Here is a 19,595-nt window from a genome sequence, read left to right on the forward strand (position 1 = left end):
AATGAAAGTTTCCTTAACCACTGAAAGGTCAATCACGCGCAAAAAAAGATTCTACTTCGGCGCCAGCTCCCTGAGATGACGTGCGACTGCAATCCATGCACCGATATAACCCAACAGCACCGCGCCAAGCAAGAGCGACAGACCGTCGGCAACTGGCACGCCGGCCAGTGCGAAATCACTGCCGTACAAGCCGGCCAGCCCGACCACCGCATCGTTCAGCCAGTTCAGGCCGAACGCCAATACACCCCAGGACAGCAGCCCCGCACCGAAGCCATACAAGGCGCCCATATAAAGAAAGGGACGACGCACATAGCTGTCGGTGCCGCCGACGAGTTTAATCACTTCTATCTCGGTGCGGCGGTTTTCAATATGAAGACGAATGGTATTGCCTATCACCAAAAGTAATGCAGAAACCAGCAACACCGTCAGACCGAACACGAAACGATCGCCGAGCTTGAGGATGGCGGCCAGACGCTCGACCCAGACTAGATCAAGTTGCGCCTGTTGTACCTTGGGCAGCTCGGAAAGTTTTTGTCTTAATGCTTCCAGGGTCGACTTGTCGACCTCGTTCGGCGTCACCAGCACCACGCCCGGCAGCGGGTTTTCCGGCAGCTCGCGCAGGGCTTCGCCCAAGCCGGACTGCTGCTGGAACTCTTCCAGCGCCTGATCGCGGCCGACATATTCGGCATCAGCTACGCCCGGCATGCCTTTGATCTGATCACGCAACGCTTCGCCCTGAGCCGGACTGGCCTCGAGTTCCAGGTACAACGATATCTGCGCCGCGCGCTGCCACGAGCCGCCCAGTCGCTCGACATTGCTCAGCAACAACGACAGGCCCATCGGCAGGCTCAGCGCAACCGCCATCACCATGCAGGTGAAGAAGCTGCCGATCGGCTGCTTGCCGAGACGGCGCAGGCTGTCGATCCAGCTGGCGCGATGGCTTTCGATCCAGGCACGGAACAACGTGGCGAAGTCCGGGCCGTCGTCATCGTCGTGCTTTTTCTTCTTTGGCGGTTGCGGATCGGCGGCCTTCGGGGCCACGCGCTCGGAAACCTTCGGACTGCGTGTTGCACTCATACGCCGGCCTCCCCGTCGCCGATCAATCGGCCGCGTTGCAGGGTCAGCATGCGATGGCGCATGCGCGCGATCAGCGCCAGGTCGTGACTGGCGATCAGCACGCTAGTGCCCAGACGGTTGATGTCTTCGAACACGCCCATGATCTCGGCCGCCAGACGCGGGTCGAGGTTACCGGTCGGTTCGTCCGCCAGCAGCAGGGCCGGACGGTGAACGATGGCGCGGGCAATGCCGACGCGCTGTTGCTGACCGGTCGACAGGTCGCCCGGATACAGCTCGGCCTTGTCCGACAGCGCCACGCGCTCCAGCGCCGAATCGACGCGCTTGGCGATCTCGACCTTGGACAGCCCGAGAATCTGCAACGGCAGCGCGACGTTGTTGAACACCGTGCGATCGAACAGCAGTTGATGGTTCTGGAACACCACGCCGATCTGCCGACGCAGAAACGGAATCTGCGCATTGCTGATGGTGCTCAGGTCTTGCCCGGCGAGCAGCAGTTTGCCGCTGGTCGGACGCTCCATCGCCAGCAGCAGGCGCAACAGCGTGGATTTACCGGCACCGGAGTGGCCGGTGACAAACAGGAACTCGCCGCGACGGACTCGAAAGCTCAGCTCATGCAAGCCGACGTGACCGTTCGGGTAGCGCTTACCGACCTGTTCGAAACGAATCATGAACGCTCCCGCTCGGCAAACAGTGCCTGGACAAAGGGTTCGGCTTCAAAGGTACGCAGATCGTCGATGCCTTCACCGACGCCGATGTAGCGGATCGGCAGGCCGAACTGTTTGGCCAGGGCGAAAATCACCCCGCCCTTGGCGGTGCCGTCCAGCTTGGTCAGCGCCAGGCCGGTCAGTTCGACGGTCTGGTTGAATTGTTTGGCCTGGTTGATGGCGTTCTGGCCGGTGCCGGCGTCGAGCACCAGCAGCACTTCGTGCGGCGCATCGGCGTCGAGCTTGCCGATCACCCGGCGAACCTTCTTTAGTTCTTCCATCAGGTTGTCTTTGGTGTGCAGACGACCGGCGGTGTCGGCGATCAGCACGTCGATGCCACGAGCCTTGGCGGCCTGCACGGCGTCGAAGATCACCGAAGCCGAGTCCGCGCCCGTGTGCTGGGCGATGACCGGAATCTTGTTGCGCTCGCCCCAGACCTGCAACTGCTCGACAGCCGCGGCACGGAAGGTGTCACCGGCAGCGAGCATGACTTTCTTGCCTTCCAGCTGCAGTTTCTTCGCCAGTTTGCCGATGGTGGTGGTCTTGCCGGCGCCGTTGACGCCGACCACGAGAATCACGAACGGCTTGTTCTGGGAAACGATCTTCAACGGCTGCTCGACCGGCTTGAGCATTGCAGCCAGCTCGGCCTGCAGGGATTTGTACAGGGCGTCGGAATCGGCCAGCTCTTTACGCGCGACCTTCTGGGTCAGGCGCTGGATGATCACCGAAGTCGCCTCGACGCCGACGTCGGCAGTCAGCAGGCGGGTTTCGAGGTCGTCGAGCAGATCGTCATCGATGGCTTTCTTGCCGAGGAACAGGCTGGCCATGCCCTCGCCGATGCTGGCGCTGGTCTTGGACAGGCCCTGCTTGAGACGGGCGAAGAAGCCGGCCTTGGTTTCTTCGGTGCGCGGGGCCTCGACCGGGGTTTCAACCTGGGTTTCCACAGGTGCGACTGGCGCTACGGCAACCGGTGCAGGTGCAGGTGCAGGTGCAGGTGCAGGTGCAGGTGCAGGTGCATGCTCGGGCGCTTCAACAATCGGAACAACCGGAGCAACCGGGGCAGCAACCACAGGTTCTGGAATGACCGGAGCAGGTTCCACCACCGGCGCCGGAACAGGCTCCGGAGCGAACGCCACCGGCGCAGGAATCGGCGGCGTAATGTGCGGCGCAGCCTCTTCAACCAGCGCCACCGGCTCTTCCGCCACTGGCAAGGTCAGCCAAGGCTCGCTGGCCGGGGACAGCGGCAACTCAGCGGCAGCCGGCGCTTCAGGCTCGGCCTCGGCGACCGGTTGCAGCACCGGCTCGGCGATCGGCAGCACAACCGGTGCCGGCGCTTCTTGTATTACGGGAGCGGGCGCAGGGGCTGACTCAGGAATGGCAGTCGGCTGTTCGACGACGGGTTCCTGCGGTTTCTTGCGCAGCCATCCGAACAGGCTTTTCTTCTCGCCAGCCGCAGCTGGGGTCTTCTTGTCGTCGTTGGAACCAAACATGGAGGACGGCTATCTCACGGTAGCGACGCGCCACAGGGGCGCCCCGGCAAATAAATATTCGATGCAGAACAGACTGTGTTTCACCCAGCTTGTTCACGCGCAACATTTTGTCGAGGCACCAACGGCACCTCAAAGGAATCGTTTTAATGAAGGACTGGCCGGCAAAATCGGCGAAAAAGCGAAGTTTAGCTGATAAACCAAAGCCTTCTGCCGCAAACCCTTACAACCTGATCAGGTTTCAAAACCGGATAGGCGTGGTCGCCGGTAAAACGGATCAGTATCCTAGCACCCTCTCGCCCGCCGACGCTAAGACCAAGCGGGCAGCCCAACAGGTTTAAAAACGAATGAATGCTCTAGCCCGCCGCGCCGCAGGCCTGCTGCTCAGCACAGTCTGCCTGCCCCTTTCGGCCCTGGCGGCCGACCCGCAACCGACCCACGAATTCACCCTCGACAACGGCCTGAAGGTCGTCGTGCGCGAAGACCATCGCGCGCCGGTGGTGGTGTCGCAGGTCTGGTACAAGGTCGGTTCCAGCTACGAAACCCCGGGCCAGACCGGTCTGTCCCACGCCCTCGAGCACATGATGTTCAAGGGCAGCGAGAAAGTCGGTCCCGGCGAAGCCTCGCTGATCCTGCGCGACCTCGGCGCCGAAGAGAACGCGTTCACCAGCGACGACTTCACCGCTTATTACCAGGTGCTGGCCCGCGACCGTCTGGGCGTGGCCTTCGAACTGGAAGCCGACCGCATGGCCAACCTGCGCCTGCCGGCCGACGAGTTCGCCAAGGAAATCGAAGTCATCAAGGAAGAGCGCCGCCTGCGCACCGATGACAAGCCGATGTCCAAGGCCTACGAGCGCTACAAGGCCATGGCCTATCCGGCCAGCGGTTATCACACGCCGACCATCGGCTGGATGGCCGACCTTGAGCGGATGAAGGTCGAAGAGCTGCGTCACTGGTATCAGTCCTGGTACGTGCCGAACAACGCCACGCTGGTGGTGGTCGGCGACGTGACCCCGGACGAGGTTAAGACCCTCGCCCAGCGCTACTTCGGGCCAATCGCGAAACGCGATGTGCCGCCGGCGAAAAAGCCGCTGGAACTGGCCGAACCGGGTGAACGCCAGATCACCCTGCACGTGCAGACCCAACTGCCGAGCCTGATGCTCGGCTTCAACGTCCCGAGTATCGCCACCGCCGAAGACAAACGTTCGGTCAACGCCTTGCGCCTGATTTCGGCCCTGCTGGACGGCGGCTACAGCGGTCGCATCCCGACCCAACTGGAGCGCGGCGAAGAGCTGGTGTCCGGCGGCTCGTCGAGCTACGACGCTTACACCCGCGGTGACAGCCTGTTCACCCTGTCGGCCACGCCGAACACCCAGAAGAAAAAGACCATGGCCCAGGCTGAAGCCGGCCTGTGGAAACTGCTGGAACAACTGAAAACCACTGCGCCGTCCGCCGAAGAGCTGGAGCGCGTGCGTGCGCAGGTCATCGCCGGTCTGGTCTTCGAGCGCGACTCGATCACCAGCCAGGCCACTGCCATCGGCCAGCTGGAGACCGTCGGTCTGTCGTGGAAGCTGATGGACACCGAGCTGGCCGATCTGGAAAGCGTCACTCCGCAAGACATCCAGAACGCCGCCAAGCTGTATTTCACCCGCGAACGTCTCAGCGTCGCCCACGTCCTGCCACTGGAGACGACTCATGAGTGAGCGCAAAACCCCACGCCTGCTGTTCGGCCTGATCGCCGTGGCCATCATCGGCTCGGCCGCGTTCTATCTGGTGCCGAGCGACAACACCAAGGCCAGCGAAGCGCTGGATAACGCCAAGTCCAGCCAGAAACTGCAATCGCTGGCCGAACTCGACGGCAAGGCCCCGGCCAGTCGCAAGCTCGACGTGCAGACCTGGAACACCGCCGAAGGCGCCAAGGTGCTGTTCGTCGAAGCCCGCGAACTGCCGATGTTCGACATGCGCCTGATCTTTTCCGCCGGCAGCAGCCAGGACGGCAACGCGCCGGGTCTGGCCCTGCTGACCAACGCCATGCTCAACGAAGGCGTGGCGGGCAAGGATGTCGGCGCCATCGCCCAAGGTTTCGAAGGTCTGGGCGCAGATTTTGGCAACGGCGCCTATAAAGACATGGCCATCGCGTCGCTGCGCAGCCTCAGTGCTGCCGACAAACGTGAGCCGGCGCTGAAGCTGTTCTCGGAAGTGGTGGGCAAGCCGACCTTCCCGGCCGACTCCTTCGCGCGCATCAAGAACCAGATGCTCGCCGGTTTCGAATACCAGAAACAGAACCCCGGCAAACTTGCCAGCCTGGAGCTGATGAAGCGTCTGTACGGCAATCACCCGTACGCCCATTCCAGCGACGGCAATGCGCAAAGCGTGCCGAAGATCACGCTGGCGCAACTGCGTGAGTTCCACGCCAAGGCCTATGCGGCCGGCAACGTGGTGATCGCGCTGGTGGGCGATCTGTCCCGCAGCGAAGCCGAGGCGATTGCCAATCAGGTCTCCGCCGCGCTGCCAAAAGGCCCGGCGCTGGCGAAAGTCGAGCAACCGACCGAGCCGAAAGCCGGCATCGGCCACATCGAGTTTCCGTCGAAGCAGACCAACCTGATGATTGCGCAACTGGGCATCGACCGTGATGACCCGGACTACGCCGCGCTGTCGATGGGCAACCAGATCCTCGGCGGTGGCGGTTTCGGCACCCGGCTGATGAGCGAAGTACGCGAGAAGCGCGGCCTGACCTACGGCGTGTATTCGGCCTTTAGCCCGATGCAGGCTCGCGGCCCGTTCATGATCAATCTGCAGACCCGCGCGGAAATGAGCGAAGGCACCCTGAAACTGGTGCAGGACGTGCTCACCGACTACCTCAAGACCGGCCCGACCCAGAAAGAACTCGACGACGCCAAGCGCGAACTGGCCGGCAGCTTCCCGCTGTCCACCGCGAGCAACGCCGATATCGTCGGCCAGCTCGGCGCCATGGGTTTCTACAACCTGCCGCTGAGCTATCTGGACGACTTCATGCGTCAGTCCCAGAGCCTGACGGTCGAGCAGGTTCGCGACGTTCTGAACAAACACTTGAGCACGGATAAACTGGTCATCGTCAGCGCTGGCCCGACCGTGCCGCAAAAGCCGTTACCGGCCCCATCTGATAAACCTGCCGAGCAGCCGCTCGGGGTTCCGGAGCATTAATGGCCAGTCCAAAGAAACCTGTACAAAAACTGCACAACGGTGTGAACCAGTTGCGCATCATCGGCGGCGAATGGCGCAGCCGAAAGCTGAGCTTTCCTGATGCGCCGGGCCTGCGCCCGACGCCGGACCGGGTGCGCGAAACCCTGTTCAACTGGCTCGCGCCCTACGTTGCCGGGGCCAAGGTGCTCGACCCGTTCGCCGGCAGCGGCGCGCTGTTTCTGGAAGCGCTGTCCCGTGGCGCGGCCCTGGGTCAGGCGCTGGATGCCAGCCATGTCGCGGTCTCCAGCCTGAAAGAACACCTCGGCACGCTGCGCTGCACCAACGGCCACGTGCAGACCGCCGATGCCCTGCGCTACCTGGAAACCCAGACTGCGACCGCGTTCGACCTGGTGTTCCTCGATCCGCCGTTCAACCAGAACCTGCTGCCAGCCGTGTGCACGCTGCTGGAAGAGCGCCAATGGCTGGCCGACGATTCGTGGATCTACACTGAAAGCGAAACCGCGCCATCGACCCTCGGCCTGCCGGGCAACTGGCGCCTGCACCGCGAGCAGAAATCCGGGCGGGTGTACTACGCGTTGTGGCAACGTATGGCAGTGATCGCCGGTTAACCGACCGGCCTGAGAAAGCGGCGAGTCTCAGCCGAGGCTCGCTGCGCTGCATCGAGAGCAATCGTGTCCCCTTCGTCAAAACCGTTCATCCCCGCCTTCGGCCTCGGCAATCCGCACCTGCAAACCTTGTGGGGGCCGCTGTGGCGCAAGACCGTGCACCTTGATCGCCAACGCGAACGGCTCTGGCTGGACGACGGCGACTTCCTCGACCTCGACTGGCACGGCCCCCACAGCGCCGAAGCGCCTCTGGTGCTGGTGCTGCACGGGCTGACCGGTTCTTCCAATTCGCCTTACGTGGCGGGAATCCAGGCAGCGCTCGCCGCGCAGGGCTGGGCCAGTGTCGCGCTGAACTGGCGCGGCTGCTCGGGCGAACCGAACCTGTTGCCGCGCAGCTACCATTCCGGCGCCAGCGAAGACCTCGCCGAGACCATTCGCCACCTCAAAGCCAAGCGGCCACTGGCGCCGCTGTATGCGGTCGGCTATTCCCTCGGCGGCAATGTGTTGCTCAAGCATCTGGGGGAAACCGGCAGCGCCAGCGGCGTGCTCGGTGCAGTGGCGGTGTCGGTGCCGTTTCGCCTCGATCAATGTGCCGACCGTATCGGCCAGGGTTTCTCGAAGGTCTATCAGGCGCACTTTATGCGCGAGATGGTGGCCTACATCAAGAACAAGCAGCGCCAGTTCCAGCACGACGGGCGCGAGGACGGTCTCGCCGCACTGGCTGCCCTCGGCTCGCTGGAAAACATGCGCACCTTCTGGGATTTCGATGGCCGGGTGACCGCGCCGCTGCACGGTTTCGCCGATGCCGAGGATTACTATCGCCGCGCGTCGAGCCGCTATTTTCTCGGTGAGATCCGCACGCCGACCCTGATCATTCAGGCGGCCGACGACCCGTTCGTGTTCCCCCACAGCCTGCCGCAGGCCAGTGAGTTGTCGGCCACGACCCAGTTCGAATTGCAGAGCAAGGGCGGACATGTCGGCTTCGTCGACGGCACGTTCCGCCAGCCGGGTTATTACCTGGAGCGACGGATTCCGCAGTGGCTGGCCGATGCGGGGCGCGGGTGAGGTCATGAGCGATCAGGGCGAGTCGATCCGTTTCTGGCAAGCCGCGCCCCTGGCAGGGGTCGAGCTGTTGACCGCGCGCTACATCGAGCATCGTTTCGCCCCGCACGTCCACGACGGTTATGTGATCGGCATGATCATGGCCGGCGCCCAGCGCTACCGATATCGCGGCGCCGAACACCTGGCGGGCAGCGGCACGCTGGTGCTGATCAATCCGGACGAAGTGCATAACGGCCACAAGGGCACCGAGGACGGCTGGCTGTACCGGGCGTTTTATCCCGACACCGGGCAGATCGTCGCGCTGCTGAATGAGCTGGAACTGCCGACCGCACCGATGCCGGCCTTCGGTGCGACGCTGTATCGCGACCCGGATCTGGTCAACGGTTTCTGTCAGTTGCATCGCTTGCTGGAAAGCCCCGCCACCGCGTTGCAGCAGCAAACGGTGTGGCGCGAAATGATGATGTTGCTGTTGCAGCGTCATGCGGCGGTGCAGATCAACGGCAATCCCGGCAAAGAACACCGCGCGGTAGCGATGGCCAAGGAGTTGCTGCACGCGCAACTGGCGGCGCCGCCCTCGCTGGAAGAACTCGCGGCGGCCGTGAACCTCTCGCCCTTCCACTTCGCCCGGGTGTTCCGCCGCGCCACCGGCATGCCGCCGCACAGCTGGCTGATGCAGCAGCGGATCGCCTGCGCGCGGGGCTTGTTGCAGAGCGGCTGCCTGCCGGTGGAAGTTGCCACTCAGCTGGGATTTGCCGACCAGAGCCATCTGAGCCGGCAGTTCAAACAGGTTTATGGCGTGGGGCCGGCGGCCTATCGCAGCGCGCGGCTGGATCGCTGAGCGTTTACTCGCCGGTGGCGATACCGCGAGACGGCTCGTTGATCCACTCGCTCCACGATCCGGCATACAGCGAACCCAACGGGTAACCCGCCAGGCTCAGGGCGAACAGGTTGTGACACGCCGTCACCCCGGAGCCGCAGTAAGCCACCAGATCGTTCGGCGAACGCTCGCCGAGTTTCGCTGCGAAACGCTGCTTGAGCTGATCGGCCGGCAGGAAACGTCCGTCGCTGCCCAGATTGTCGGTGAACGCCGCGCATTGCGCGCCGGGAATGTGCCCGGCGATCGGGTCGATCGGCTCCACTTCACCCTTGAAGCGCGGCAAGGCGCGGGCATCGATCAGGGTCAGGGCCGGCTGGCCGAGGCGCTGCTGCAATTGCTCGGCGCTGAGCAGCAGGCTCATGTCCGGCTGGCCGCTGAAGTTGCCCCGGGCCGCTGACGGTGGATCGAGACTCAGCGGCAGCCCAGCCGCATGCCAGGCCTTGAGCCCGCCATCGAGAATGAACACGCCGTCGCGCTTGCCCAGCCATGCCAGCAACCACCAGGCACGCGCCGCATAGGCGCCCGGGCCGTCGTCATACAGAACCACGTCGCTGTCGTTATTGATGCCGAAGGCTTGCAGGCGCTCGATCAGCGCCGCCGGCTCCGGCAGCGGGTGGCGACCGGTGACGCCTTTGGTCACCGGGCCGCTGAGGTCGCGTTCAAGATCGGCGAAATGTGCCCCGGCAATGTGCCCCTCGGCGTAGCTGCGCTGGCCGTAATCCGGGTCTTCGAGGGCAAAACGGCAATCGAGAATCACCAGCCCCGGTTGCGCCTTGCGGGCATCCAGTGCGGTCGGGCTGATCAGTTGCGCAATCGGCATAGCGAACGACTCCAGTGAGGAAATGGGCTTACGGTCTTTCTTCGAGGGCCTGGGCCAGCGGCACGTAGAACTCTTCGAACAAGGCGTTGACCTCATCGCGGGCCTGCTCGGTGACGAACCCCGCTTCCAGCACCAGCACCTGATACACGCCACGTTTGATGGCCTGTTCGCTGAGGTGATTGGAATTCTCCCGGGTCGTGCACAGGAAGCGCACCCACGAGGTGAGGATGATCCACGCGTTGAGGGTCAGGGACTCGATCTGCACCCGGTCCATCTTCAGGATCCCGGCAGCAACGAAGCCTTCGTAGATCGCCGCGCCCTGGATCACGCAGCGCTGGGAGAAGCGCCGATAACGCCCGGCCAGGTCCGGATCGCTGTCGAGCAGGTGCTCGAGATCGCGGTGCAGGAAACGGTAGCGCCACATCGCCGACAGCAGCTCCTTGAGATAGAAACGCTTGTCTTCGACCGTCGCGGCACGGCCCTGGGGCGGACGCAGAAAGCTGTCCACCAGGCTTTCGTACTCACTGAACAGCACGGCGATGATCGCCTGCTTGTTGGGGAAGTGGTAGTACAGATTGCCCGGAGAAATCTCCATGTGGGCGGCGATGTGATTGGTGCTGATGCTGCGCTCGCCCTGCTGATTGAACAGCTCGAGGCTGTTCTGCACGATGCGCTCGCTGGTTTTGATCCGTGGGGCCATGGCTTGAGCTTTAATTCAGAGTGCGTTGGGGGGCATCTTACGACCTAACCGGAACGGGATAAAACCAGGATGCGCAAGGAAGCCATTTGACTTTCTAGAGCATAGACTCTAAAAAGTTCCTCACAACAACACCTCCGGAGCTGACAATGACTGCCGATATTGCCTACCTGCAAACGCTGCAACAGCCGCTGGAAGAGCTCAACCGGCTGTTCGATGCGCAGCGCGCCGCCTACGCCGCCAACCCGATGCCGGCTGCGGCCCAGCGCCAGCAATGGCTCAAGGCCCTGCGCGATTTGCTGAGCAGCGAACGGCAGGCCCTGATCGACGCCATCAGCTCCGACTTCAGCCACCGCAGCGCCGATGAAACCCTGCTCGCCGAACTGATGCCGAGCCTGCACGGCATTCACTACGCCAGCCAGCACATCAGCCAGTGGATGAAACCTTCGCGGCGCAAAGTGGGCGTGGCTTTCCAGCCGGCGTCGGCGAAGGTCGTGTATCAGCCGCTCGGTGTGGTCGGCGTCATCGTGCCGTGGAACTACCCGCTGTTCCTGGCCATCGGCCCGTTGACCGGCGCGCTCGCGGCCGGCAATCGGGTGATGCTCAAGCTCAGCGAATCGACCCCGGCCACCGGCCTGCTGCTCAAGGAATTGCTGGCGCGGATCTTCCCCGAAGATCTGGTGTGCGTGGTGCTCGGCGAGGCCGATGTCGGCGTGGCATTTTCGAAGATGCGCTTCGACCACCTGCTGTTCACCGGCTCCACCAGCGTCGGCAAGCATGTGATGCGTGCAGCGGCAGAAAACCTGACGCCCGTGACTCTTGAGCTGGGCGGCAAATCCCCGGCCATCGTTTCCCACGATGTGCCGCTCAAGGACGCCGCCGAACGCATCGCTTTCGGCAAGACCCTCAACGCCGGCCAGACCTGCGTGGCCCCGGACTACGTGCTGGTGCCGGAAGCGCGCATCGGTGGTTTCGTCGAAGCCTATCGCCAGGCGGTGCGCGGGTTTTATCCGACGCTTGCCGACAATCCGGACTACACCGCGATCATCAACGAGCGCCAACTGGCGCGGCTCAACAGCTATCTCAGCGACGCCACCAGCAAGGGCGCGCTGCTGATTCCGCTGTTCGACCAGGGCCAGGGCCGGCGCATGCCGCACAGCCTGCTGCTGAATGTCAGCGACGAGATGACGGTGATGCAGGACGAAATCTTCGGCCCGCTGCTGCCGATCGTGCCGTATCAGGATCTGGATCAGGCATTTGCTTACATCAATCAGCGGCCACGTCCTCTGGCTCTTTACTACTTCGGCTACGACAAGCGCGAACAGAAGCGCGTGCTCAGCGAAACTCATTCCGGCGGCGTCTGCCTCAACGACACGTTGCTGCATGTGGCGCAGGACGACATGCCGTTCGGCGGCATCGGCCCGTCGGGCATGGGCCATTACCACGGGCACGAAGGTTTCCTGACGTTCAGCAAGGCCAAGGGCGTGCTGGTCAAACAGCGCTTCAACGCGGCGAAGCTGATCTACCCGCCCTACGGCAAATCGATTCAGAAACTGATCCAGAAACTGTTCATTCGCTAACGTCACCGCCGGGTAATAACAACAATGCACCCAAGCCTGACCGAAACACCTGCCCTGTCGCGCCGTGGCCTGCTGAAATTCAGCCTGGGCGCCACGGCTTTTCTCGCCACCGCCGGCCTTGGTGCCAGCCTGAGTGGCTGTTCGTCGAGCGTATCGGCCAACGGATTCACCACGTTGCGCAGCGGTGATCTGCTGTTTCTGCGCGCACTGATTCCGGTGATGCTGGATGGCGCCGTTGCTGCGGAAAAGATGCCCGCCGCTGTCGATGGAACGCTGAAGTCGCTGGACTACAGCCTCGATCATCTGTCGCCGGAAATGCTCAAGCTGACCCGGCAACTGTTCGATGTGCTGGGCATGGCGGTGACGCGCGGGCCGCTCACCGGGATCTGGGGCAGTTGGGAAAACGCCAGCCCCGAGGCGATCCGCCACTTCCTCGAACGCTGGGAAAACAGCTCGCTGAGCCTGCTGCGCATGGGCCACAGCTCATTGCTGCAAATGGTGATGATGGCCTGGTACACCCGCGCCGAATCCTGGGCCCATTGCGGTTACCCCGGCCCGCCCGCCGTTTGAGCCTGGCGACCCACGCAAAACAATAATAAGAGAACCTGATCGATGCCCGTACCCGACCCGTTTCGCGAAGGCCTTGCCCGTGGCTGGAAAACCTACAACGGCGCGCAACTCACCGATGACCTGACCCTGGAAGCCGACGTCGCCATCATCGGCAGCGGCGCCGGTGGCGGCACCACGGCGGAAATCCTCAGTGCCGCCGGCTATAAGGTGCTGCTGATCGAAGAAGGCCCGCTCAAGACCAGCAGCGATTTCAAACTGCTGGAAGACCAGGCCTACAGCAGCCTCTATCAGGAAGGCATCGGCCGCATGAGCAAGGACGGCGCGATCACCATCCTTCAGGGCCGCGCGGTCGGCGGCACCACGCTGATCAACTGGACATCGAGTTTTCGCACGCCCGAACCGACCCTCGAACACTGGGCCAAAGAGCACAACGTCAAAGGCCACAGCCCCGCCGACATGGCGCCGTGGTTCGAAAAAATGGAGCAGCGACTCGGGGTCGCCCCGTGGATGGTGCCGCCCAACGCCAACAACGATGTGATCCGCAAAGGCTGCGAACAGCTCGGCTACAGCTGGCACGTGATCCCGCGCAACGTGCGTGGCTGCTGGAACCTGGGCTACTGCGGCATGGGCTGCCCGACCAACGCCAAGCAATCGATGATGGTCACGACCATTCCGGCGACTTTGGAAAAGGGTGGCGAGCTGCTTTATCTGGCCCGCGCCGAAAAGCTGTTGATCAGCGGCGACAAGGTCACCGGCCTGCAATGCGTGGCGATGGACGAACGCTGCGTCGAGCCGACTGGGCGCACGATCACCGTCAAGGCACGGCATTACGTGCTGGCCGGCGGCGGGATCAACAGTCCTGCGCTGCTGATGCGCTCGGACGCACCGGATCCGCACAAACGGCTGGGCAAGCGCACCTTCCTGCACTTGGTGAACATGTCCGCCGGGCGTTTCGACGAGGTCATCAACCCGTTCTACGGTGCGCCGCAGTCGATCTACTCGGATCATTTCCAGTGGAAGGACGGCACGACCGGCCCGATGGCCTACAAACTCGAAGTGCCGCCGCTGCACCCCGCACTGGCCGCCACGTTGCTCGGTGGTTTCGGTCAGGAAAGCGCGCAACACATGGCGGACCTGCCGCACACCCACGCGATGCTGGCCCTGTTGCGCGACGGTTTTCACCCGGACAGTCAGGGCGGCAGTGTCGAGTTGCGCGGTGACGGCTCGCCGGTGCTCGACTATCAGGTGTCGCCTTACACCTGGGAGGGTTTGCGCCGGTCATTCCACAGCATGGCGGAGATCCAGTTCGCCGGCGGCGCCAAGGCGGTGATGCCGATGCACGCCGATGCGCGCTACGTGAACAGTCTGGCCGAGGCCCGCTCGTTGATCGACAGTCTGAGTCTGGAGTTGTATCGCACCCGCCTGGGCAGCGCCCACGTCATGGGCGGTTGCGCCATGGGCGAGGACCCGAAAACCGCCGTCACCGACAGCCTCGGCCGCCATCATCAACTGAGCAATCTGTCGATTCATGACGGCTCTTTGTTCCCCACCAGCATCGGCGCCAACCCGCAGTTGTCGGTGTACGGTCTGACGGCGCAACTGGCGACATCCCTCGGCGAACGGTTGAGAAACCCGTGAAAAAGACGAAAATTCCGATCGTCTATAGTGCTTTCTTACCCAACAGGCGACTTTCCCGACCGGGACGGCTGCGATACCATCCGACTCCCCAACGGATTCCCGCCAGGACGACGCGATGAACCGAGTGTTGTACCCAGGTACCTTCGACCCTATTACCAAGGGCCATGGCGATCTGGTCGAACGCGCCTCGCGCCTGTTCGACCACGTGATCATCGCCGTCGCCGCCAGCCCCAAGAAGAATCCGCTGTTCCCGCTGGAACAACGGGTAGAGCTGGCCCGCGAGGTCACCAAACACCTGCCGAACGTGGAAGTGGTCGGCTTCTCGACGCTGCTGGCGCATTTCGCCAAAGAGCAGAACGCCAACGTGTTCCTGCGTGGCCTGCGCGCGGTGTCGGACTTCGAATACGAATTCCAGCTGGCCAACATGAACCGCCAGCTGGCCCCGGATGTGGAGAGCCTGTTTCTCACCCCGTCCGAGCGTTATTCGTTCATTTCCTCGACCCTGGTGCGGGAAATCGCGGCCCTGGGCGGCGATATCAGCAAGTTCGTCCACCCGGCGGTGGCCGAAGCCCTGACCCTGCGCTTCAAGAAGTAACGACCGTTCAAACGGCGCCCGCGTGCACTACGGGCGCCAATGCGGCACAATTGCGCGCATTGATTCATAGCGCCCGGGCTCCCCGCCCCGGCTGGAGTTAGCATGTCCCTGATCATCACCGACGATTGCATCAACTGCGACGTCTGCGAACCCGAGTGCCCGAACGCCGCCATTTCCCAAGGCGAAGAGATCTACGTGATCGACCCGAACCTGTGCACCCAGTGCGTCGGCCACTACGACGAGCCGCAGTGCCAGCAGGTCTGCCCGGTGGATTGCATTCCACTGGACGAAGCCCATCCGGAGACTGAAGAACAGTTGATGGAGAAGTACCGCAAGATTACCGGCAAGGCTTGAGCCACTGAATACGATCGCAGCTCCCGGCTGCGATCGCGTCATTCGCGCTGCTCGAATCCCTCCCCTGTGCAGCCCAGACAACGCACGAACGCCGCTTTCGCCGGCGCCACCACCAGCGCCTCTCCCGCATCGCCAATCCCGCCACCCAGCGCGGTGAACGGCAACGACACGACGAACGCCCCGGCACCGATCACCGTTGCCACCACCAGCAATGGTCGGGCAATCAGCAGATCGCCGAGCATGGCGTAGGCCGGTGGATTCTGGATGGCGTAACGAGGGTCACCGCTGCCGCCTTCCGTGGCCTGAACGGTCAGGCTGGAGCACAGCAGCAGGGCGACGATGAGGGTTGGCAAGGACTTCATGGCACGATCCTTCGGGCTGAACAGTGAGACAACTCACTATAGACCGTAGGACTTTTTCGGACGCTTTGCTCAGCTTTGGCAGCGCGGACACCAGACGCTCGCGCGCTGACCGAGCTTCATTTCCCGCAGGCCCGTGCCGCAGACCTTGCAGTGCTCGCCGCCACGACCGTAGACAAACAGTTCCTGCTGGAAATACCCCGGCTGCCCGTCGCCGCCGATGAAATCACGCAACGTGGTGCCGCCGCGCTCGATGGCGGCAGCGAGGATGCGCTTGATCTCGATCGCCAGCTTCAAATAACGCGCCCGGGAAATGCCTTTGGCTTCACGACGCGGATCGATACCGGCGGCGAACAGCGCTTCAGTCGCGTAGATATTGCCGACCCCCACCACCACCGCGTTGTCCATGATGAACGGCTTGACCGCCATCGAACGTCCGCGTGACAGCTGATACAAGCGCTCGCCATCGAACAGATCGGTCAACGGCTCAGGCCCTAGGCGGATCAGCAATTCGTGATTGAGCGGGTCGGTGCTCCAGAGCATCGCCCCGAAACGCCGCGGATCGGTGTAGCGCAAGGCCAGGCCCGACTCCAGTTCGATATCGACATGCTCATGCTTGGCCGCCGGCATCCCCACCTCCACCAGCCGCAGGTTTCCCGACATGCCCAAGTGGCTGATCAGCGTGCCGACTTCGGCGTTGATCAGCAGATACTTGGCGCGTCGCTCGACCAGCACGATGCGCTGCCCGGACAGGCGCACATCGAGGTCTTCGGGAATCGGCCAACGCAGCCGGCGATCACGCACGATCACCCGGCTGACTCGCTGGCCTTCCAGGTGCGGGGCGATGCCGCGGCGGGTGGTTTCGACTTCCGGCAGTTCAGGCATGAGTGTCTCGAATCATTGGTCTTCTGGAATCATGAGCTGCTGAATCAGTGTGCGCCAAGTTCGCGGATGGTCTGCTTCAACGTTTCGAAGTCGTAATCCGAGAGACCGATGTATTCCAGCACCAGCGGCCCGACGGCCTGCCATTCGAAGTCTTCGGTCTGGTTGCCCAGCACCCGGTACGACGCGCAGATGTGCTCGGCCATTTTCAGGATCGCCAGCAGGTTTTTCATCTGAGTGTTGCGCGAAGTCTCGTCGCTGAAGATCGCCAGGGCATTGTGGTGGTTGGCGATGGCCGCGCTGACGTGTTCCGGCAGGCGCCAGGACTTGGCGGTGTAATAACCGACCACCGAGTGGTTGGTGTTGTAGACATCGTTCTCGGTGTCCACGACCCGGCGCTCGGCACTCGCGTTGGCGTAGGCCTTTTCTAGCGTCGTCATGTAGTCCGGGAAACGCTGAAGCATCAGCGGCACGCCGCAATCGTGGAACAGACCCAAGGCGTAAGCCTCGTCGCTCGCCTCGGTGCCGACGCGCTTGGCCAGGGTCAGGCAGGTCATGGCCACGTCCTGGGCGGTGTCCCAGAAACGGTTGAGGGTGACGATAGTGTCGTCATTCATCTCGCCCTTGATCGACATGGCGTTGATCAGATTGACGATCGAACGGCTGCCCAGCAGGTTCACCGCGCGCTTGATCGAAGTGATCTTGTTGCTCAGGCCGTAATACGGCGAGTTGACGATTTTCAGCAGTGAGCCGGACAGTCCGGGATCCTGGGAGATCAGCTTGGCGATCGTCTCCAGATCCGGGTCAGGCATGTATTGCTCCATTTGCAGATCCACCATGATCTGCGGCTGCGCAGGCACGCTGATGCCTTGCAGGGACTGTTGAATCTGTTCGGTGGTCAGCTCTTGGGACATAAGTACACACTCTGGGACAGGCGGCGATTCTAACCTCTAAAAACCGACGGACGACACACCAGTGGGCAATTCGCAGGAACTTTCACTTTCCACCAGCCTTCGGAATCTGTAGTGCCCGGAGCAGTTCTCCATCTGTCTCGGGCAGTAATTCCAACAGACTCAGGAGCTTAACGATGGCGACTTCTCTCAGCGGCAAGCGCGTCGCTTTTCTGGTAACCGACGGTTTCGAGCAGGTTGAACTGACTGGCCCCAAACAGGCATTGGAGCAGGCCGGAGCGCAAGTTGACATCCTCTCTGCCGAAGCCGGCAGCGTCAAAGGCTGGAATCACGATAAACCTGCGGACGACTTCAAGGTCGACCAGACCTTCCAGGGCGCAAGCATCGATCAATACGATGCCGTAGTGCTGCCTGGTGGTGTGCAGAACTCTGACACCATCCGCATCGATCAGGACGCCCAGCACCTGGTCAAGACCGGTACCTCTGCCGGCAAGCCGATCGCAGTGATCTGCCATGGCAGCTGGCTGCTGATTTCGGCAGGGCTGGTCAATGGCAAAACCATGACCAGCTACAAGACCGTCAAGGACGATCTGGTCAATGCGGGGGCGAACTGGGTTGATCAGGAGGTAGTAAAAGACGGCCACCTGATCAGCAGCCGCCAACCGGATGATATTCCGGCGTTCAGCAATGCGCTGATTGATGCGCTGTCGGCATAGGGCATAAGCGCGTGGATACGGGGCGGGCCTGCTCGTGATGAGGTCAGCCGCGTTTCATCGCACGACAAACCCGGCATAAGACGCAACACGGTATACTCCCGCTCTTTTTTCCGGAGCGACGTCATGTCCCTGCCTAGCTTGCGCCTCAAAGCCAACGCCGACCGTCGCCTGCGCGCCGGTCACCTGTGGGTCTACAGCAACGAAATCGACGTGGCCGCGACCCCGTTGCACGGCTTCAAGGCCGGCGACCAGGCGATCCTCGAAGCCGCCGGCGGCAAGCCGCTGGGCATCGTCGCCATGAGCCCGAACAACCTGATCTGCGCGCGCCTGCTGTCGCGCGACATCAAGCTGCCGCTGGACAAGTCGCTGCTGGTGCATCGCCTGAACGTGGCCCTGTCGCTGCGCGAGCGCCTGTTCGACAAGCCGTTCTATCGTCTGGTCTACGGCGATTCCGACCTGCTGCCGGGTCTGGTGGTCGACCGTTTCGGCGACATCCTCGTGGTGCAGCTCGCCTCGGCGACCATGGAAGCCCATAAAGATGACGTGATCGCGGCGCTGACCCAAGTGCTCAAGCCAAGCGGTATCCTGTTCAAGAACGACTCCGCCGCGCGCGATGCCGAAGGCCTCGAGCGTTACACCGAAACCGTGTTCGGCGTGGTGCCGGAGTGGGTGGCGCTGGAAGAGAACGGCGTGAAATTCGAAGCGCCAGTGGTTCAAGGTCAGAAAACCGGCTGGTTCTACGACCACCGCATGAACCGCGCACGCCTGGCCCCTTACGCCAAGGGCAAACGCGTGCTGGACCTGTACAGCTACATCGGTGGCTGGGGTGTTCAGGCGGCCGCATTCGGCGCCAGCGAAGTGTTCTGCGTCGACGCATCGGGCTTCGCCCTCGACGGCGTTGAGCGTAACGCCGCACTCAACGGCTTCGCCGACAAGATGACCTGCATCGAAGGCGACGTGTTCGAAGCCCTGAAGGAACTCAAGGCCAGCGAAGAGCGCTTCGACGTGATCGTTGCCGACCCGCCTGCGTTCATCAAGCGCAAGAAAGACCTGAAGAACGGTGAAGGCGCCTACCGTCGCCTGAACGAGCAAGCCATGCGCCTGCTCACTAAAGACGGCATCCTGTTCAGCGCTTCGTGCTCGATGCACCTGCCGGAAGACGACCTGCAGAACATCCTGCTGACCAGCGCCCGTCACCTGGACCGCAACATCCAGCTGCTGGAGCGCGGCGGTCAGGGCCCGGATCACCCGGTACACCCGGCCATCCCGGAAACCCGCTACATCAAGAGCATCACCTGCCGCTTGCTGCCGAACAGCTAACGGTATCGATGCGTATAAAGAAGGGGAGCCCACGGGCTCCCCTTCTTTTTGCCTTTGATTTTGCTTTCCTACATTTATCGTCCTGCCGACGTGCAGGATATTTCCGCGAATACTTTATTCACTGATATCTAACTTACACACTGACTTCCAGCCAAAGA

The 19,595-nt window shown here is 62.6% G+C and carries 21 protein-coding genes; 13 read left to right on the plus strand and 8 right to left on the minus strand.

What is annotated here, in order from left to right; all coding sequences use genetic code 11:
- Positions 1-51: 51 nt before the first annotated feature.
- Genes ftsX through ftsY form a run of 3 tightly spaced genes read right to left on the minus strand, consistent with a single transcriptional unit; the run spans position 52 to position 3,271 of the window.
- Positions 52-1,077 carry a permease-like cell division protein FtsX gene (ftsX, locus tag AC0R79_RS28705; RefSeq protein ID WP_007953395.1) on the minus strand — a complete coding sequence of 342 codons (1,026 nt, stop codon included), beginning with the start codon at positions 1,075-1,077 and terminating at the stop codon, positions 52-54.
- The gene (gene ftsE / locus AC0R79_RS28710; protein ID WP_007953396.1) at positions 1,074-1,745 is read right to left on the minus strand and encodes a cell division ATP-binding protein FtsE; all 672 of its coding nucleotides are present in this window, start codon (positions 1,743-1,745) and stop codon (positions 1,074-1,076) included. The genes ftsX and ftsE overlap by 4 nt, the downstream gene beginning before the upstream one ends.
- Entirely contained in the window at positions 1,742-3,271 is a 1,530-nt protein-coding gene (gene ftsY / locus AC0R79_RS28715; protein ID WP_127800425.1) for a signal recognition particle-docking protein FtsY, read from the minus strand. Before ftsY ends, ftsE begins: the two co-directional genes overlap by 4 nt.
- A gap of 146 nt (positions 3,272-3,417) precedes the next feature.
- On the opposite strand from ftsY, the gene AC0R79_RS28720 reads away from it, so the two are divergent.
- The 6 genes from AC0R79_RS28720 (at position 3,418) to AC0R79_RS28745 (ending at position 8,956) form a co-directional block, all read left to right on the plus strand.
- Positions 3,418-3,609: a hypothetical protein gene (locus AC0R79_RS28720; protein WP_041475450.1), complete on the plus strand. Its 192-nt coding sequence runs from the start codon at positions 3,418-3,420 to the stop codon at positions 3,607-3,609.
- Between the two features lie 6 nt (positions 3,610-3,615).
- The gene (locus tag AC0R79_RS28725) at positions 3,616-4,971 is read left to right on the plus strand and encodes a M16 family metallopeptidase (protein ID WP_150793210.1); all 1,356 of its coding nucleotides are present in this window, start codon (positions 3,616-3,618) and stop codon (positions 4,969-4,971) included.
- Complete coding sequence (locus AC0R79_RS28730) at positions 4,964-6,451, plus strand: M16 family metallopeptidase (protein WP_127800429.1); 1,488 nt, start codon at positions 4,964-4,966, stop codon at positions 6,449-6,451. The genes AC0R79_RS28725 and AC0R79_RS28730 overlap by 8 nt, the downstream gene beginning before the upstream one ends.
- The gene (rsmD, locus tag AC0R79_RS28735; protein WP_127800431.1) at positions 6,451-7,059 is read left to right on the plus strand and encodes a 16S rRNA (guanine(966)-N(2))-methyltransferase RsmD; all 609 of its coding nucleotides are present in this window, start codon (positions 6,451-6,453) and stop codon (positions 7,057-7,059) included. Before AC0R79_RS28730 ends, rsmD begins: the two co-directional genes overlap by 1 nt.
- Positions 7,060-7,122: 63 nt before the next feature.
- Positions 7,123-8,121: a hydrolase gene (locus tag AC0R79_RS28740; protein ID WP_085605900.1), complete on the plus strand. Its 999-nt coding sequence runs from the start codon at positions 7,123-7,125 to the stop codon at positions 8,119-8,121.
- A gap of 4 nt (positions 8,122-8,125) precedes the next feature.
- Positions 8,126-8,956 (plus strand): AraC family transcriptional regulator, encoded by an 831-nt coding sequence (locus AC0R79_RS28745; RefSeq protein ID WP_102716712.1) that lies wholly within the window; start codon positions 8,126-8,128, stop codon positions 8,954-8,956.
- 4 nt (positions 8,957-8,960) lie between these two features.
- Here AC0R79_RS28745 and AC0R79_RS28750 read toward each other — a convergent pair whose 3' ends face one another.
- Both AC0R79_RS28750 and AC0R79_RS28755 read right to left on the minus strand, forming a co-directional pair.
- The gene (locus AC0R79_RS28750) at positions 8,961-9,815 is read right to left on the minus strand and encodes a sulfurtransferase (RefSeq protein ID WP_474732591.1); all 855 of its coding nucleotides are present in this window, start codon (positions 9,813-9,815) and stop codon (positions 8,961-8,963) included.
- Between the two features lie 28 nt (positions 9,816-9,843).
- Positions 9,844-10,515 (minus strand): TetR/AcrR family transcriptional regulator, encoded by a 672-nt coding sequence (locus AC0R79_RS28755; protein WP_007953407.1) that lies wholly within the window; start codon positions 10,513-10,515, stop codon positions 9,844-9,846.
- A gap of 146 nt (positions 10,516-10,661) precedes the next feature.
- Between AC0R79_RS28755 and AC0R79_RS28760 the strand changes: the two genes are divergently transcribed.
- The 5 genes from AC0R79_RS28760 to AC0R79_RS28780 all read left to right on the plus strand — a co-directional run bounded on the left by AC0R79_RS28760 (position 10,662) and on the right by AC0R79_RS28780 (position 15,249).
- A complete protein-coding gene (locus AC0R79_RS28760) occupies positions 10,662-12,092 on the plus strand; it encodes a coniferyl aldehyde dehydrogenase (protein WP_375744310.1) in 1,431 nt (476 codons plus the stop codon).
- A 24-nt stretch (positions 12,093-12,116) separates the two neighbouring features.
- Entirely contained in the window at positions 12,117-12,662 is a 546-nt protein-coding gene (locus AC0R79_RS28765) for a twin-arginine translocation pathway signal protein (protein ID WP_375744312.1), read from the plus strand.
- Positions 12,663-12,704: 42 nt separating this feature from the next.
- Positions 12,705-14,300 (plus strand): GMC family oxidoreductase, encoded by a 1,596-nt coding sequence (locus tag AC0R79_RS28770; protein WP_007953413.1) that lies wholly within the window; start codon positions 12,705-12,707, stop codon positions 14,298-14,300.
- 115 nt (positions 14,301-14,415) lie between these two features.
- A complete protein-coding gene (gene coaD, locus AC0R79_RS28775; protein WP_007953414.1) occupies positions 14,416-14,895 on the plus strand; it encodes a pantetheine-phosphate adenylyltransferase in 480 nt (159 codons plus the stop codon).
- 102 nt (positions 14,896-14,997) lie between these two features.
- On the plus strand, positions 14,998-15,249 hold the full coding sequence (locus AC0R79_RS28780; protein ID WP_003195146.1) for a YfhL family 4Fe-4S dicluster ferredoxin: 252 nt from the start codon (positions 14,998-15,000) through the stop codon (positions 15,247-15,249).
- A 38-nt stretch (positions 15,250-15,287) separates the two neighbouring features.
- On the opposite strand, the gene AC0R79_RS28785 is transcribed toward AC0R79_RS28780, so the two are convergent.
- The 3 genes from AC0R79_RS28785 to AC0R79_RS28795 all read right to left on the minus strand — a co-directional run bounded on the left by AC0R79_RS28785 (position 15,288) and on the right by AC0R79_RS28795 (position 17,350).
- On the minus strand, positions 15,288-15,611 hold the full coding sequence (locus AC0R79_RS28785; protein WP_127800441.1) for a multidrug transporter: 324 nt from the start codon (positions 15,609-15,611) through the stop codon (positions 15,288-15,290).
- A 69-nt stretch (positions 15,612-15,680) separates the two neighbouring features.
- Positions 15,681-16,493, minus strand: a complete 813-nt coding sequence (gene mutM, locus AC0R79_RS28790) for a bifunctional DNA-formamidopyrimidine glycosylase/DNA-(apurinic or apyrimidinic site) lyase (protein WP_007953423.1) — start codon at positions 16,491-16,493, stop codon at positions 15,681-15,683.
- Between the two features lie 44 nt (positions 16,494-16,537).
- Positions 16,538-17,350, minus strand: coding sequence for an HDOD domain-containing protein (locus tag AC0R79_RS28795; protein WP_164872189.1), 813 nt, complete (start codon positions 17,348-17,350; stop codon positions 16,538-16,540).
- Positions 17,351-17,577: 227 nt separating this feature from the next.
- Between AC0R79_RS28795 and AC0R79_RS28800 the strand changes: the two genes are divergently transcribed.
- Together AC0R79_RS28800 and AC0R79_RS28805 are read left to right on the plus strand one after the other, a co-directional pair.
- Positions 17,578-18,117 (plus strand): type 1 glutamine amidotransferase domain-containing protein, encoded by a 540-nt coding sequence (locus AC0R79_RS28800; protein ID WP_011336400.1) that lies wholly within the window; start codon positions 17,578-17,580, stop codon positions 18,115-18,117.
- 123 nt (positions 18,118-18,240) lie between these two features.
- A complete protein-coding gene (locus AC0R79_RS28805) occupies positions 18,241-19,437 on the plus strand; it encodes a class I SAM-dependent rRNA methyltransferase (RefSeq protein WP_085605910.1) in 1,197 nt (398 codons plus the stop codon).
- Positions 19,438-19,595 lie beyond the last annotated feature (158 nt).

The organism is Pseudomonas sp. HD57-3 (assembly GCF_056113135.1).